General features: G+C 33.6%; 16 protein-coding genes. 13 read left to right on the forward strand and 3 right to left on the reverse strand.

Annotated features, from left to right (window positions below):
- Window positions 1–268 precede the first annotated feature (268 nt).
- The 11 genes from rpmD to ACQH6S_RS04335 all read left to right on the forward strand — a co-directional run bounded on the left by rpmD (window position 269) and on the right by ACQH6S_RS04335 (window position 7,409).
- Entirely contained in the window at window positions 269–457 is a 189-nt protein-coding gene (gene rpmD, locus ACQH6S_RS04285; RefSeq protein ID WP_375330537.1) for a 50S ribosomal protein L30, read from the forward strand.
- Window positions 458–467: 10 nt separating this feature from the next.
- Window positions 468–923 (forward strand): 50S ribosomal protein L15, encoded by a 456-nt coding sequence (rplO, locus tag ACQH6S_RS04290; RefSeq protein ID WP_425360695.1) that lies wholly within the window; start codon window positions 468–470, stop codon window positions 921–923.
- A 3-nt stretch (window positions 924–926) separates the two neighbouring features.
- Window positions 927–2,228 carry a preprotein translocase subunit SecY gene (gene secY / locus ACQH6S_RS04295; RefSeq protein ID WP_425360694.1) on the forward strand — a complete coding sequence of 434 codons (1,302 nt, stop codon included), beginning with the start codon at window positions 927–929 and terminating at the stop codon, window positions 2,226–2,228.
- Window positions 2,229–2,571: 343 nt separating this feature from the next.
- Window positions 2,572–3,210, forward strand: coding sequence for an adenylate kinase (locus ACQH6S_RS04300; RefSeq protein ID WP_094648906.1), 639 nt, complete (start codon window positions 2,572–2,574; stop codon window positions 3,208–3,210).
- Window positions 3,211–3,270: 60 nt separating this feature from the next.
- Window positions 3,271–3,648 (forward strand): 30S ribosomal protein S13, encoded by a 378-nt coding sequence (gene rpsM / locus ACQH6S_RS04305; protein ID WP_341749194.1) that lies wholly within the window; start codon window positions 3,271–3,273, stop codon window positions 3,646–3,648.
- A gap of 12 nt (window positions 3,649–3,660) precedes the next feature.
- Window positions 3,661–4,047: a 30S ribosomal protein S11 gene (gene rpsK / locus ACQH6S_RS04310; RefSeq protein ID WP_094648908.1), complete on the forward strand. Its 387-nt coding sequence runs from the start codon at window positions 3,661–3,663 to the stop codon at window positions 4,045–4,047.
- A 14-nt stretch (window positions 4,048–4,061) separates the two neighbouring features.
- Window positions 4,062–5,078 (forward strand): DNA-directed RNA polymerase subunit alpha, encoded by a 1,017-nt coding sequence (locus tag ACQH6S_RS04315; RefSeq protein ID WP_425360693.1) that lies wholly within the window; start codon window positions 4,062–4,064, stop codon window positions 5,076–5,078.
- A 14-nt stretch (window positions 5,079–5,092) separates the two neighbouring features.
- Complete coding sequence (gene rplQ, locus ACQH6S_RS04320) at window positions 5,093–5,512, forward strand: 50S ribosomal protein L17 (protein WP_094648910.1); 420 nt, start codon at window positions 5,093–5,095, stop codon at window positions 5,510–5,512.
- Between the two features lie 24 nt (window positions 5,513–5,536).
- Window positions 5,537–5,800, forward strand: coding sequence for a 30S ribosomal protein S20 (gene rpsT, locus ACQH6S_RS04325; protein WP_250310928.1), 264 nt, complete (start codon window positions 5,537–5,539; stop codon window positions 5,798–5,800).
- A gap of 102 nt (window positions 5,801–5,902) precedes the next feature.
- The gene (locus ACQH6S_RS04330; protein WP_425360692.1) at window positions 5,903–6,727 is read left to right on the forward strand and encodes a glycosyltransferase family 2 protein; all 825 of its coding nucleotides are present in this window, start codon (window positions 5,903–5,905) and stop codon (window positions 6,725–6,727) included.
- 106 nt (window positions 6,728–6,833) lie between these two features.
- Complete coding sequence (locus tag ACQH6S_RS04335) at window positions 6,834–7,409, forward strand: ankyrin repeat domain-containing protein (protein WP_425360691.1); 576 nt, start codon at window positions 6,834–6,836, stop codon at window positions 7,407–7,409.
- A 954-nt stretch (window positions 7,410–8,363) separates the two neighbouring features.
- Here ACQH6S_RS04335 and ACQH6S_RS04340 read toward each other — a convergent pair.
- The 3 genes from ACQH6S_RS04340 to ACQH6S_RS04350 form a co-directional block, all read right to left on the reverse strand.
- Window positions 8,364–10,499 (reverse strand): recombinase family protein, encoded by a 2,136-nt coding sequence (locus ACQH6S_RS04340; protein ID WP_425360690.1) that lies wholly within the window; start codon window positions 10,497–10,499, stop codon window positions 8,364–8,366.
- Window positions 10,496–10,711: a hypothetical protein gene (locus ACQH6S_RS04345; protein ID WP_425360492.1), complete on the reverse strand. Its 216-nt coding sequence runs from the start codon at window positions 10,709–10,711 to the stop codon at window positions 10,496–10,498. The genes ACQH6S_RS04340 and ACQH6S_RS04345 overlap by 4 nt, the downstream gene beginning before the upstream one ends.
- Window positions 10,712–11,179: 468 nt before the next feature.
- Window positions 11,180–11,431, reverse strand: a complete 252-nt coding sequence (locus ACQH6S_RS04350; protein ID WP_094648915.1) for a hypothetical protein — start codon at window positions 11,429–11,431, stop codon at window positions 11,180–11,182.
- Window positions 11,432–11,811: 380 nt separating this feature from the next.
- Between ACQH6S_RS04350 and ACQH6S_RS04355 the strand changes: the two genes are divergently transcribed.
- Entirely contained in the window at window positions 11,812–12,474 is a 663-nt protein-coding gene (locus ACQH6S_RS04355) for a helix-turn-helix domain-containing protein (RefSeq protein WP_094648916.1), read from the forward strand.
- 28 nt (window positions 12,475–12,502) lie between these two features.
- Window positions 12,503–14,233, forward strand: coding sequence for a M24 family metallopeptidase (locus ACQH6S_RS04360; protein ID WP_425360688.1), 1,731 nt, complete (start codon window positions 12,503–12,505; stop codon window positions 14,231–14,233).
- Window positions 14,234–14,242 lie beyond the last annotated feature (9 nt).

Consider the following 14,242-nt stretch of genomic DNA (forward strand, 5'->3'; position numbering starts at 1 on the left):
GTGGAAGACCAGTGAAATCTGGGATGAGGCGAATCAAACTGGGCTATTATTGAGCAGTCACTTAGAGTGAGTTATTTTAGTGACAGGAAGCATTATAGTTAATTCAGAAGGAGTTGGTGCTAGGAGCGATGCCTATAAGTAATAGGCGAGCGGTGAGTGATGACGTCACCAACTTTTCATCAATTGACTATAGCTATAGTTTCTTGTTAAAGTAATGTTATAAGTAATAATTGGGTTGTAGAAATCTATGAATAGTGATAAAGAAAAAATGAATGATGCAAAAGTTAAAGTTACCCAAATTGGTAGTACTATAGGTCGTAAATATGATCAAGAAGAAACCTTGATAGGCTTGGGTTTAAATAAAATGCATAAATCTGTTATTTTAAAAGATACAAGCTCTATTAGAGGGATGATCAGAAAGGTACAACATTTATTAAAAGTAGAAAATATAAATTAGAGTTTATAAAATGAAGTTAAATGAGTTATCTAACAATTTTGGTGCCAAGAGAGATAAAAAAAGGGTAGGACGCGGTATTGGGTGCGGTAAAGGCAAAACATGCGGTAGAGGTGTTAAGGGTCAAAAATCTAGATCTGGTGTAGCTATCAAGGGTTTTGAAGGCGGGCAGATGCCAATGATTAAAAGATTACCAAAGAGAGGGTTTAATTGTCCTAGTTCTAAGAAATATAATGTAGTGAATATTGCCGATATAGAATTTTTAATATCAGAAAGTTGTTTGAATTCAACGGAAGTTATCACAAAAGATAAGTTAGTTGAAGTAGGGTTAATTAAGAATAGTAAGTTGTTGGTTAAATTATTATCTGTTAGCAGCGGTGAATTTAATAGTCCCTTATCGTTTCAATTAGATGCTTATTCGGCATCTGCTAAAAAGATAATTGAGCAAGTTGGTGGTCAAATATTGTAATTTATGAGCTTAAAATCCACACAAAAATCTAATAAAGACTTAGCTAATAGAGTTATTTTTACTATTCTAGCTCTTATAATATGTAGATTTGGTTCATTTATTCCTATAGCGGGTATTGATTCGGTTGCGTTGAGCAGTGTGGCTGAACAAAACCAATCTGGTTTACTTGGTATGTTTAACATGCTATCTGGTGGTTCTCTAGGTAGGATGTCTATTTTTGCTTTAGCAATTATGCCATATATAACTGCATCAATTATTATTCAATTGATGTCAATAGCCTACAAGCCGTTAGAGAATTTAAAAAAAGAAGGCGAGGCTGGTAAAAGAAAAATCAATCAGTTATCTAGATATTTAACTGTTTTATTAGCTTCTTTTCAGGCGTATGGTGTGGCAATAAGTTTGGAACATGTTGTAACTAATGTTGGACCTGTAGTGATTATACCTGGGCTTTTTTTCAAGGTTACTACTGTTATTACCTTAGTTGTAGGTACCATGTTCTTAATGTGGCTTGGTGAACAGATTACTGGTAGAGGTATTGGTAATGGATCCTCATTGATTATATTTATAGGTATAGTATCTGGAGTACCAAGTGCTATTATAAGTATGTTTGAGTTGTCAAGAAGTGGAGGATTGTCTCCTATCGTGGTGATGGCTATTTGTTTAGGAGTTATTTTGATTATAGCCATGATAATTTTCTTTGAGAAGGCTCAAAGGAAAGTTTTGGTACAATATCCAAAAAGACAGGTTGGTAATAAGATTTATGGTGGTGATTCAACTCATATGCCTCTTAAGCTTAACACTGCTGGGGTAATACCACCAATATTTGCTAGTGCAATTTTATTGTTTCCGGTAACAATAGCTAATTTTTCTAGCAATAATTCGGAAATTATGAATTTAGTAACTTTCCATTTAGGGCATGGAAAACCTCTATATATTTTGTTGTATGTTGCGTTGATAATGTTTTTTAGCTTTTTTTATACAGCAATAGTTTTTAATTCAGAAGAAACAGCAAATAATTTGAGGAAATATGGGGCATATATTCCTGGAAAAAGACCTGGTAAAAATACTTCGGAATATTTTGATTATTTGCTAACTAGATTAACTGTCATAGGTGGTATATATCTAAGTTTTATATGTATAGTTCCTGAAATGTTAATGAATAAATATTCTGTATCTTTTGCTTTAGGGGGAACAAGTTTTTTAATTGTTGTTAATGTTGTTTTAGATACATTTGCCCAAATTCAAACTCATTTATTTAGCAATAGATATGAGGGGTTAATAAAAAAAATGAAATTAAAAAACTAAAACTTGATTTAGTGTCATATCTGCGTAAGCAGGTATCTAGATTTCGCACTGAAGCGGGAATGACAATAGTAGCCTGGAATGATAAATTTTGCGTTTAAAGATAGATGTTGTGACTCGGATATATTCAAATTTTCAAATTTCCTTCGAACAACCTACTATTTATAAGCTTTGCAAAAAATTTGATTATTGAGTAATAGACTCTTTGGGTTTGTAGACTGTTTTTTGCGATTTTTAAATTGCTTTGTGAATATTTTAGAGTTTTTGTAGCTAATTCTTAAAATAATGTACTTTTATACTTAGTGGTAAGTATATATTATGTTATATATCTAAAGATGGGTTTAAAGTGATTATAGTGCTTATAGGATCTCCTGGCTCAGGGAAGGGAACTCAAGGGCAGTTATTGGCAGGAAAGTTAAATTTACCTCATGTGTCTACAGGCGATATATTTAGACAAATGGTAAAGGTCAATAATGAAGAGGGGTTGTTAATTCAACAGTATATGGCACAAGGAAAACTTGTCCCTCATCAATTGGTAAATAATGTAGTTAAAAAGTTTTTAACTCAGGATATATATAAAAATGGTTATGTTCTAGATGGTTATCCTCGTAATCTAGAGCAAGCTAGCTTTCTTAGAGAATTTGCTAGTCAAAAGATTAAAGTGGTGTTTTTTGAGATAGACGATCAAGTAATTATTAAGAGGATTTTGGGTAGATTTAGTTGTGCAAATTGTAAACAAATTTATAATAGTTACTTTATTAAGCCTAAGATTGATAATGTTTGTGATGTTTGTGGATCGGATAAGTTCATTCATCGACAAGATGATGATGAACAGACTATTAAACATAGAATAGAAGAATATAAGATAGAAACTTATCCGTTACTTAGCTATTATAGAGATAATAGTGAATTCTATGTTGTTGATGCAAGTAAGGATAAGCAAGAAGTAGAAGATGTTTTAGATAAAATGTTAGAAATTATTTGACTTTAAGGGATATTTTTATATTATTCCCTTTTGGTTGTTATCAAAATTTGGAGATTATTTGTGGCAAGAATAGCGAGTGTTAACATTCCAGCAAACAAAAGATTAGTAGTGAGTTTAACATATATTTATGGACTCGGCTCTTCTGCTGCAGGAAAAATTTGTCAGAAGACTGGGATATCTGAGAGTAAAAGGGTTAAAGACTTAACTGATCAAGAACTTATTGTTTTACGTAGTGTTATTGAAAAAGAATATAAAGTAGAAGGTGATTTAAGAAGAGAAGTAACTCTTAACATCAAGAAGAAAAAAGATATTAGAAGTTACCAAGGTCTCAGGCATATAAGAAAACTGCCTGTGCGAGGACAAAATACTCATTCTAATGCTAGAACAAGAAAAGGCAAAGCTATTGCAATTGCCGGTAAGAAAAAAGTTACAAAGTAATATGGTATAATAATGAGTCAGGCTAATACTAAGATCAAGAAAAAAAGAAAAAATATCACTCTTGGTGTTGTTCATATAAAAACAACTTTTAATAATACTATTGTGACTTTTACAGATGTGCAAGGTAATGCTATAGCGTTCTCAACAGCCGGTACACATGGTTTTAAAGGGGCTAGAAAAGCTACTCCTTATGCTGCTCAAATAACTGTTGATAAAGCCTCAGAAGCAGCAAAAGAGCATGGTCTTAAAACTGTTTCAATTAGAGTGCAAGGGGCAGGGGCGCAAAGAGAATCGGCTATGCGGGCAGTGTTTAGTCAAAATTTTATAGTTACCTCAATTTTGGATGTTTCCGCCGTTGCTCATAACGGTGTTAGATCGCCAAAGAGAAGAAGAGTATAGATAGGTAGTAAATAATGTTATTATTAAATAAAAACTGGAACTCACTGATCAAGCCGAAGATCGTGTATGACAGTCCTGATAAGAATGCTAATATAGTAAAGGTTGTAGTTGAGCCTTTAGAGAGAGGGTTTGGGCTAACAATAGGTAATGCTATGAGGAGAATTTTGCTTTCTTCTCTTCAGGGTGCTGCAATAACTTCGATAAAAATACCAGGGGTGGTGCATGAATTTTCTGCTATACCTGGTGTTAAAGAAGATTTAGTTGATGTAGTTTTAAATCTTAAGTCCTTAGTCATTAAGATGCATTCTTCCGAAAAGAAGGTTGTAAGATTAAGTGCTACTGGACCTTGTGTGGTGACTGCCGGTATGATTGGGGCAGGTCATGATGTGGAGATATTAACTCCTAATCATATGATTTGTACCTTGGCAAAAGGAGCCCAGCTTGAAATGGAACTAGTGTGTGAGACAGGAAAAGGTTATGTTCCTGCTGTGAGTAATGTTGATTCAGAAGCTGCTATTGGGGTAATCCCAATAGATGCGTTATTTAGTCCTGTAAGGAAGGTTACTTATAAAGTTGATAATACACGTGTTGGTCAGGTTACAGATTATGACAAGCTAACTATGATCGTTGAAACTAATGGTAGTATTTCTCCTGAAATGTCTATAGCCATTGCTTCTAGAATTTTGCAGGATCAGTTGCAATTATTTATTACATTTGAAGAACAAATGGAAGATAAGCAGGATAAATTAGAAGAATTATCATTTAATCCAGCCTTGTTGAAAAAAGTTGAGGAATTAGAATTATCTGTCAGATCTCAAAATTGTTTGAAAAATGATAATATAATTTATATAGGAGATCTTGTTATCAAAACGGAAGGAGAAATGCTGAGAACTCAAAATTTTGGTAGAAAATCTCTTAATGAGATCAAAGATATATTAGCCACTTTTGGCTTGAAATTTGGTATGGACGTAGCAGGCTGGCCTCCTGAAAATATTCAGGATTTATCTAAGCGTTACGAAGATCCATATTAATTTAAGGTAACAATATGCGACATAAAATTAAGGGTAGAAAACTCAACAGAACAAGTAGTCATAGGCAGGCGATGTTTGCTAATATGGCTGTGGCACTTGTGATGAATGAGCAAATAAAAACAACTTTACCTAAAGCTAAAGAGCTTAGACCTTATATTGAGGTGCTAGTAACTAAGGCTAAGAAGTCTGATTTAGCCACTAGAAGAATGGTGCTTGCTAAAATCAAAGATAAAGTGGCAACTGAAAAACTTATTAGCGTTTTAGGTAAAAGATATAGTGAACGTCCAGGTGGATATACTAGGATAATAAAGGCTGGTTCTCGCTATGGCGATATGGCTCCACTGGCTTATATTGAGTTCGTTGATAGAGATGTAAATAGTAAAGGTTGTATGACTCCACAAGCAGAAAGTCATAATCATGAAGAACAAAATTAATGAATCTGTAGGAAAATAATAAATATGGCTAATCATTCATCAGCAAAAAAGGCAATAAGACAAACAATTAAAAAAACTTTAATAAATAAGAATAGAGCGAGTAGAATTAAAACCTATTTAAAAAAAGTTTTGCAAGAAGTTGCTAGCGGTTCAAAAGAATCGGCCAGATTAGCGTTGATTGTTGCACAATCTGAAATAATGAAAGGCGTAACAAAGAATATTATCAAGTTAAATACCGCCTCACGTAAAATCAGTAAATTATCTCAAAAAATTAAAAACATGAACTAGTCTTTACCTTTACAGTTAAGTAGATTGTTATAGTCAATTCAGAAGAATTGACTATAGTTATAAGCTCTGCAAAAAACTTGATTATCGAGTATAAGGGGTCATATGCTAAAGATTTCAGCTTTTATTATCACAAAAAATGAAGCCGCTAGAGTGACAAGAGCTATCAACAGTGTTAAGGGCATTGTCGATGAGATTATTGTTGTTGATAGTGGTAGCACTGATAATACAGTACAAATTGCTAGAGATTTAGGAACCAAAGTAATTTTTAACGAATGGGGTGGTTATGTTAAACAAAAAGCTTTTGGTGAGAGTTTATGTCAGAATGATTGGATATTAAATATTGATGCTGATGAAGAGTTGTCAAAAGAATTACAGGATGAAATAGAATTTATATTTGCTTCAAATATTCAAGATAATTATTTAGCTTATCGTACTAAAAATGTTATATTGCACCGTAACGATCATAAAGTTCGTCGCTTTGCTCCTTATCATAAATTCATCAGATTATATAACCGTAAATATAGTAGTTTTTCTAATAATATGAGTACTACTACTCATGATTCGGTGTTATTTAACCCAGATATTAACCCACAAGACAAAATCTATGAGTTAAATGGTATAATTTATCATAGGTCTGGCATGTCAATTGAGCAAATGGTAGCTAAGGCAAATTTTTATTCTTCCGAGCAGGCAGAAGATTTCGTCAAACTAGGTAGGAATCCATCAAAAATAAGAATTGCTACAGAAATTATTTTTTATTTTCTAAAATCATTCTTTATAAGACGATATTGGGTATTTGGTTTTGATGGTTTTGTTGACTCTATGATTCTTGCTTTTGGACGATTTATAAGACTCGCTAAAGCAAGAGAGATTTTAAATAATAAAGAATACGCTAAAAACCAAAAAAATATAGAATTATTAAAATAAGTGCTTGCATAAGGTGAAAAACTATTGTATAACACCAATAAATAACCGTATTAAACGGTTGTTTTGGTAGAATAAAAAAGCAATCATTAATAATTAAGAGGTAAATATGCAATTATTGAAACAATTTTTTTATAAAGGATATTACGGTGGTGTATCAGCGTTATTTAAAAAGCAGGGCTTATTTCACGCTGTAAAAACAGGTAATATAGATTTAACAAATCATTTACTTACTAAAGCTAATGTAAATAATCAGGATGAAAATGGCAATACTGCATTACACTATGCTATAAAAAATAATTATTCTGGTATAGCTGAAATGTTATTAGGATGGGAGGCAAACCCAAATGTAACTAATAATAATGGTATGACACCATTAAATATGGCCTCTGCAGACAACCATCATAATTGTAGAAAAACACTGTTAGATAATGGTGCCAAAATAACAAACACAGATTTATGGTATGTACTGCGGAATAATGAGATAGGCACTATGCACGATCTATTAGCCAATAAACAAGTGCATTTGTCACCTAAGATAAGTAGTAATTTAAAAGAATTCACTAAAAATGCAGGCTCCTTACTTGAAGTAATAAAGGATTACTTGAGTGATATTACTATTGATAATTCTTTATGCGACAATGTGCATAATAATGATGTAACATTATTAGCTGATGACATATAGTCAATTCAGGGGAATTGGGTAGCAGGAACGATGGAGCGACGCCTATAAGTAATAGGCGAGCATTGAGCGACGACGTCACCAACTTCCCATCAATTGACTATAGTGAATTAACTTGAATTGGCAACGTTATAAATCCGATTAGTATTTAGCCTTAACGTCATAGTTCAGAGCCACTTTAGTAGCGACTAATACTACAGTTGTAGATTGAATGTGAGTGTTCACGGAAAAAAGGTTAAAGTATAAGATGTCATTGCGAGGAGGTTGCCAGACCACAACTGTTGAAAGTTAGAAGAGGAAGGGGTTTTAGACCGGATAGTTTAAAAATCGTATGTGGTCAACGTCATTGCGAGAAAGACCGTAGGTCGACGAAGCAATCCATAAAAGTAACCAAAGATAGATTGCCACGACCACTACGTGGTCTCGCAATGACAGAAAACCTATCTAAAACCCGCTTCCTCTTCTAACTTTCAACAGTTGTGGTTGCCAGACCGACGAAGCAATCCAGGAAAGTGATTAGAAATGGATTGCTTCGTCGACCTACGGTCTTTCTCGCAATGACGTTGACCACATACGACTTTTAAACTATCCGGTCTAAAACCGCTTCCTCTTCTAACTTTCAACAGTTGTGGTTGCCAGACCGACGAAGCAATCCAGGAAAGTGATTAGAAATGGATTGCTTCGTTGACCTGACGGTCTCCTCGCAATGATTCTTGGTGATCAGGTTTTTTTATTCATCACAAAAAAATCGTGAATGCTCACATCTAAACTACAACTGTAGTACTAGAAACACAGTTTTATTCCATATCAATAAAATTAGCTCATATCAAATTAGAGAGCGGAGAATATTTATCGGTAGTATATAGAGAAATATGAGCAACGGGGCTAAAATATATCGACGAAGATGGGATATCGAAGTTTGCCAGTCATAATGCCTCTGTAATAGTTATTTGTTTATTATTCTACCTTTTTTACCCTGGAATGGTAAATCCACTGTTTCGGTTGTTCTCTTAATGAGATCAACCTTTTAATCTCTTGCTCATCGGCTGTAATTAGCCAAATCCAACGTTGTGATGAGTTGTAAACTTTCCTGACTTTTAATTGCTCTCTTTGCATCCATCTATATAAAGTTGGTTCTGGTATATTGATTTTTTGCGATAATTCACGAAAAGTAAATTCATTTTGCCTACGATTAATTTCTCCTGATAATGTTCTTTTGTTAGTAGCTGTTACACCACTACGTATAAGTAGGCTACTAACCGTGTTCTCATTAAAAATATTTAACAGCTTTGCTGGACGCCACCCTTCTTGTTGATTTAAAATATCAGCAATTTGCTGTAATGTCATATCTTGGCTTTTGAGACTGGCTACTAGTTCAAGCAGTTTACCATAATAACTAAGTTGCTCCAATTTTGCCACAGGACGAACAAGATTAGTATTAGTTTTATATCCACCAGCCCAATGTATTTCTACCAAGACTTTCTCTGTTACACCTTCTATTTTTACAACAACACATTCTATTAGTAAACGTAAAATTTCTTTGCGTTCTTCTACCGTAGTAGTTGACGATGACCATAAAGCAGGAATATCAGAAGCTAATTTATATATAGTTTGACGCTCAACATCAGACAGAATTTTTGATTGTTCAGCTAAGAATTTGGCATATTCCTGTTTTAACTTTTCTTCTGCAGATAATGATTCTTCCCACTTTTTCTCAAGAGTTCTTGTGACAAGACGATTCTCAGGTTCTGAAGAATTATATTGCCGATATGCCCTCTCAACTTCATATCGTCCTCTCTCTAATTGTTTTTGCCAATATTTTTGTAAATTATTATGTTCGGTTTCAAGGTCTGTTGCCACTCGTAAACTAACTTCCAAAGCTTCTGGCTTTAACACTTCTAATGCCTGCTTAGCAATTAGTTCATCCAAAACATTGCCAACCAATGATTGGCAAACATCTTCACCATAATCTACAGACATTCTGCTACAACTATAACGCAATTTATTACCATTATTTGTATAGCAAGTTGCCATTCGTAAACCACAGCGACCACAAACAACAAGTCCGGCTAATAGTGCATTACCATGCCTTGCTACACCAATTCCTTGTATGGAGTTAGATAATAATTGTCTGCCATTACGTTCATATTGTTGCCAACTAATATAAGCAGGAACTTTGTCTTTTAACAATACTTGCCAATCTGACATTTTAGCAACAATACGCCCCGTAGATCGTCTGCCAGGTTTTTTTCTATGTGCCTCTGTTGGTCTGCGTCCATATACATAAGCACCTGCATATATGGGATTATGTAATAGATTTCCTAAAGTATTCCTATTAGGACGATGCCAGGTTAGTTCACCTTTTTGCAAACCGCTACGCTCTCTATAAGGCATTTTTATTTTATGACTGACTAAGTATTTTAATACTGCATTAATTGTAGAAAATTTTTCAAATAACTCAAATACCATCTGAATAGTTGCCTGTGCTTGCTCATCTGGATCTTTAACAATTTCGCCAGATGGTCGTCTAACATATCCCATAGCAACTTGCATGCCTAACTCACCTCGACGTGCTTTTGCTTTCTTCCCTTGTAGCATGCGTTGCTTAATTATATGTAACTCTGCTTCAGACATTGTACCTTTAAGACCTAATAATAGTCGATCATTATAGGATACCGGATCATAAATACCATCAGTATCAGCAATAATGGTTCTAAAAAGTGCACATACTTCTAGTAATTGGTACCAATCTTTGCATGATCGTGCTAACCTCGATACTTCTATTCCTAGTACTATACCAACATGGTCTAATCCAACTTCAGCAACTAAACGCTGAAATCCAGGACGACCTTCAGCAGTTGCACCAGACCGCCCCAAATCATCATCTATTATAAGTACTTTATCAGCACTCCAGCCTAGAGCATAAGCTCTCTCTACTAAATTATACTGCAATTTAGTAGATTCACTATGCCGTTCTACTTGTTGCAGCGTCGACTGCCTTATATACACTATCGCCAGACGATCGTGGTGATAGGCTTGAATCTTGCCACTTGATAATATTCTCTGAGTTGATTGTTTCTCCTTGTCTATCATTTGCCTTCTCCATATTTATTATCGATTTTGGCAATTTTTTCAATGATAATGTTGCTAATAGAGTTATTAGGCGATGACGATTCTCTTTGGGGATTCTCTCCCATTTCATTGGTTCCAATATAGGAATGCCTTGCATGATATTTTCTTACCCAATCAACCAAGTTTAGCAATACTGATTTGTTAAGTGTCGGGGATTGTTCTAAATTTGTCAAATTAAAACTTATAGATGTTTTAATAATGGAAGATAGAGACGGCATTTAAAGGATGCAAGAGTAATGGGTTTCGAATGGAGGATAGCCATATAAAGGACAAAGTGAGATTTGAAAGTTTTATTAAATGCATATTTATAGCTTATGCGATAATTATAAAAATAGGGTCAATTGAAGAACTAAAACAACCAGTCAAAATGAAGAAAGCATTAGGGTGCAGGGCTTATTCCGTACTTCAATTAGGAATAAAATTAATTAAACAATCTTATAGTTGTTTTAAATATTCTCTTGATTCAGTTATTATAAAGCTGCTTAAATTATATGATTTGCAATCAATTTAGCATTTTTGTCCAGTAGTGTGATAAGTAATAGGCGAGCATTGAGCGATGACGTCACCAACTTCTCATCAATTGACTATATAGGCATCCTCATCGCTCCTGCTACCCAATTCCCCTAAATTGACTATATTAGCTAAAAGTTTTTTTGCAAAAAAAGTACAACTAAAAACCATATAGTAATCAAACATATCCAAAGTCCACCTCTAATGTCATACGTACGTCTGACTAGAATCTTTAGAGTAGCCTCAGTCTTTCTGGCTTCTTTTAGACAATCTGATCTCATAGCAATTATGTAACCTGATATAGCTATAATCTTACTATATAGTTGTTTTAGATCTTTGTCATATTTTGCATCGAATGTTTTTTCGTCAAGATCATTTTGCACAAAACCCCCTGATTATGATAATAGGAAAAATATTCCTATTAATTGTTGAGTAAAATAATAAATTAGGTTGCATTTTTAATAAAAAAGTTGCTAAATAAGCAATAATATATTTGATTATCAGATAAATATTGTATATATTCATAAAGCATTTCCTTTTATGATTGGGTTTTTTAGGGTTAGTAACATTTTTCTTATATTCAACTTATACATATTGACAAGTGGTTGAATTTATATATAAAATGGTTACGATTCCTAAAGTTTATCTTACTAAAAGAATTTATTAAATTTATTTGGTAAGACAAACAACTTTACTATAAGGTTTTTTTTCTGTCAAGAAAAAAACCGTTTTTCACGGATAAATTTATAAAAGATTATGTTTAATGGGTTGGTTTGAAAATATAAAGGATTTCCTTAATAAAAAAATGAAGGAGGAAGGGCTAAAGGTAGGTCAACTAGCTGAGGCTTCAGATGTTCCTGAAACTACTATGAGGAAGATGCTAGATAATCGGCGTCCTGAGATAAAAAACATACTCAAACTAGCTGATTATTTTAAATGCTCTGTCAATGAATTGTTGGGTAGAGAGGAATTTGACTCTGGAGAAAAACAACAATATGCTAAACTATCTCCTGAAGAATTAAGTGCTAATTTAAGGAGTTTTATCAATAAGGAGCTAAGCAAAAACGATTTAACTCAGTCTGAGTTAGGGAAAAAACTTGGTCTTAGTGAAGATGCATTACGTCCTTTTTTAAAAGAAGATGATACTCAAAAAATGCTATCTAGTGTTACATTGGTACTTCTTGCCGATTTTTTTAAAGTGTCTGTTGATGGGATGATTGGTAGAACTCCGAATCTCGCAAGAGAACAGCAGATAGAAAAACCTTTAGATAACATAAAAAACCTAAGTCCTGAAGTTCTAAAAGCTGCTCAACTTATCGGCAAATCTATCAAAAATGATATATCTAAGGTTCCGGCTGATGAAAAAGCTGCACCCCGCCATGTTAGCTCTGTAACTAAGAAACCGCATAGTGAAAGAAGCAGATAATTCTTTTGGGTAAATAGTAGGTTGTTTGATGCAAGAACGTAACCGTAATATTAGAGGACTATTTGCTAAGTATAAAATAGATGGCTATATAGTACCATGTAACGATCAATATCTTAATGAGTATGTTCATCAAAGTGCTAAGCGACTGCAATATATAACTAACTTTAGCGGATCAAATGGTATTGCGGTGATCTGCAAAGGTAAGGCGGTATTTTTTACAGATGGTCGTTATCTAGAACAAAGTAAACATGAACTAGATCAAGAAATTTTTAAGATTTTTGATATTAAAGATTTAGCACATTTTCCTTGGGATGACTATTTAGGTAATGATGGTATATTGGGATATGATTCGAAACTCTTTACTAATGTTAAGTTACAAACATTTGCTAAAATAAGATCCCGTTTACAGAAGATATCTGATAATTTGATAGACCAAATTTGGTATGATAAACCTGATCAGCCATCATCAAAAATATATATTCATGATGATAAATTTTCTGGTCAATCATATAGTAATAAAATTGCCATATGCCGCAATCTACTAACTAAATATTCCGCCGATGCGATGATTGTTACTTCAACAGATTCAATATGCTGGCTATTAAATCTCAGAGCAAGTGACACTCCATATTCACCATTGATGCTCGCTATAGTTCTAATCACTCAAGACCAACTATATTTATTTACTAACCCGAATAGAGCTAATCAAGAAATTATGATTGCTCGCCCTGACATAACTATTTTATCGGAAGAAAGATTTGCCGGTATATTGGGTCAGGCTAATAAGGTTCTCGTTGATGAAAATTTTGCCTCAAGTTACATTATGGATTTGCTCAATAATAAACTAGTAGAAAAAATTAACGACCCTTGTCAACTATCGAAAGCAATTAAGAATGATATTGAGATTAAACACGCAGTTAATTTTCATATTAATGACGCGGTGGCACTATGTGAATTCTTGGCATATTTGTTTGAGCTACCAAATTTACAAGATCAAACTGAGTATGATTTAGGAGAAATATTAACCGAATTTAGATCTAAGCAAGATCAATATGTTACGAATAGTTTCCCAACTATATGTGGTTTTAAGGAAAATGGTGCGATAATTCATTACCGAGCAACAAGCCATCAAGCAAAAAAAATCTTAGGTAAAGGTATATTATTAATTGATTCTGGTGGACAATATAAAGGCTGTACTACTGATGTAACCAGAACCTTTGCTATAGGTGACCCTACCGAGGAGCAAAAATTACGTTATACTCAAGTTCTTAAGGGACATATTGCTCTATCGATGATTAAGTTTCCGGTCAATATTACTACAGGAAGCCATTTAGATGTATTAGCTCGACAATTTTTGTGGAGGGATGGGCAAGATTATCCGCATGGTACAGGTCATGGGGTTGGTAGCTTTTTAAATGTCCATGAAGGACCACAAAATATTAATTTACGTAGTAACGTGATTTTACAACCAGGTATGATTGTGTCTAATGAGCCTGGTTACTATAAAATCAACGAATTTGGTATTAGAATAGAAAATTTGATGTATATCAGAAATAGCTTACAGGATGTAAATTATTTAGAGTTTGATACTCTTACCATGGTTCCTTATGCAAAGGAGTTAATAGATTATAAAATGCTAAATGAAGATGAAATACGTTATATAAAACAATATTATCAAAAAATTAAACAACAAGTTTATCCCCTACTGTCAATTAGAGGACAGCAATGGTTAGGCAATCAATTATTTTCATATATATAGTAAATTCAG

Source organism: Candidatus Tisiphia endosymbiont of Mystacides longicornis, from assembly GCF_964031095.1.
Classification (GTDB): domain Bacteria; phylum Pseudomonadota; class Alphaproteobacteria; order Rickettsiales; family Rickettsiaceae; genus Tisiphia.

Coding starts and splice junctions, on each gene's coding strand:
- rpmD (WP_375330537.1), top strand. CDS start 269: ATGAATGATGCAAAAGTTAAAGTTACCCAAATTGGTAGTACTATAGGT.
- rplO (WP_425360695.1), top strand. CDS start 468: ATGAAGTTAAATGAGTTATCTAACAATTTTGGTGCCAAGAGAGATAAA.
- secY (WP_425360694.1), top strand. CDS start 927: ATGAGCTTAAAATCCACACAAAAATCTAATAAAGACTTAGCTAATAGA.
- rpsK (WP_094648908.1), top strand. CDS start 3,661: ATGAGTCAGGCTAATACTAAGATCAAGAAAAAAAGAAAAAATATCACT.
- ACQH6S_RS04315 (WP_425360693.1), top strand. CDS start 4,062: ATGTTATTATTAAATAAAAACTGGAACTCACTGATCAAGCCGAAGATC.
- rplQ (WP_094648910.1), top strand. CDS start 5,093: ATGCGACATAAAATTAAGGGTAGAAAACTCAACAGAACAAGTAGTCAT.
- rpsT (WP_250310928.1), top strand. CDS start 5,537: ATGGCTAATCATTCATCAGCAAAAAAGGCAATAAGACAAACAATTAAA.
- ACQH6S_RS04330 (WP_425360692.1), top strand. CDS start 5,903: ATGCTAAAGATTTCAGCTTTTATTATCACAAAAAATGAAGCCGCTAGA.
- ACQH6S_RS04335 (WP_425360691.1), top strand. CDS start 6,834: ATGCAATTATTGAAACAATTTTTTTATAAAGGATATTACGGTGGTGTA.
- ACQH6S_RS04340 (WP_425360690.1), bottom strand. CDS start 10,499: ATGATAGACAAGGAGAAACAATCAACTCAGAGAATATTATCAAGTGGC.
- ACQH6S_RS04355 (WP_094648916.1), top strand. CDS start 11,812: ATGGGTTGGTTTGAAAATATAAAGGATTTCCTTAATAAAAAAATGAAG.
- ACQH6S_RS04360 (WP_425360688.1), top strand. CDS start 12,503: ATGCAAGAACGTAACCGTAATATTAGAGGACTATTTGCTAAGTATAAA.